The organism is Streptococcus infantis (assembly GCF_001579645.1).
GTDB classification, from domain to species: domain Bacteria; phylum Bacillota; class Bacilli; order Lactobacillales; family Streptococcaceae; genus Streptococcus; species Streptococcus infantis_E.
The window spans coordinates 1-652 of the sequence record NZ_LQZF01000186.1; the positions used below are offsets into that span (position 1 = coordinate 1).

The following is a 652-nucleotide window of genomic DNA, read 5'->3' on the forward strand; positions in this document are numbered from 1 at the left end:
TCAGAATCAGCATCAACAAGTGCGTCAGAATCAGCAAGCACATCAGCTTCAGAGTCAGCAAGCACAAGCGCATCTGAGTCAGCGTCAACATCAGCTTCAGAATCAGCATCAACAAGTGCGTCAGAATCAGCAAGCACATCAGCTTCAGAATCAGCAAGCACAAGCGCATCAGAATCAGCATCAACGTCTGCATCAGAATCAGCAAGCACAAGCGCATCTGAGTCAGCAAGCACATCAGCTTCAGAATCAGCAAGCACAAGTGCATCAGAATCTGCATCAACATCAGCATCTGAGTCAGCGTCAACATCAGCGTCTGAATCAGCATCAACAAGTGCGTCTGAATCAGCAAGCACATCAGCATCTGAGTCAGCGTCAACATCAGCTTCAGAATCAGCAAGCACAAGCGCGTCTGAGTCTGCATCAATGTCTGCATCAGAATCAGCAAGCACATCGGCTTCTGAATCAGCATCAACAAGTGCATCAGAATCAGCAAGCACATCGGCTTCTGAATCAGCATCAACAAGTGCGTCAGAATCAGCAAGCACATCAGCTTCAGAATCAGCAAGCACAAGCGCATCAGAGTCAGCAAGCACAAGCGCATCTGAGTCTGCATCAACAAGTGCCTCTGAGTCAGCGTCAACATCAGCTTCAG

The 652-nt window shown here is 48.3% G+C and carries 1 protein-coding gene; it reads right to left on the reverse strand.

Annotation, left to right across the window (positions count from 1 at the left end; genetic code table 11):
- Positions 1-652: hypothetical protein (locus SINDD18_RS10925; protein ID WP_193750853.1), on the reverse strand; the 652-nt coding region annotated here is incomplete at both ends.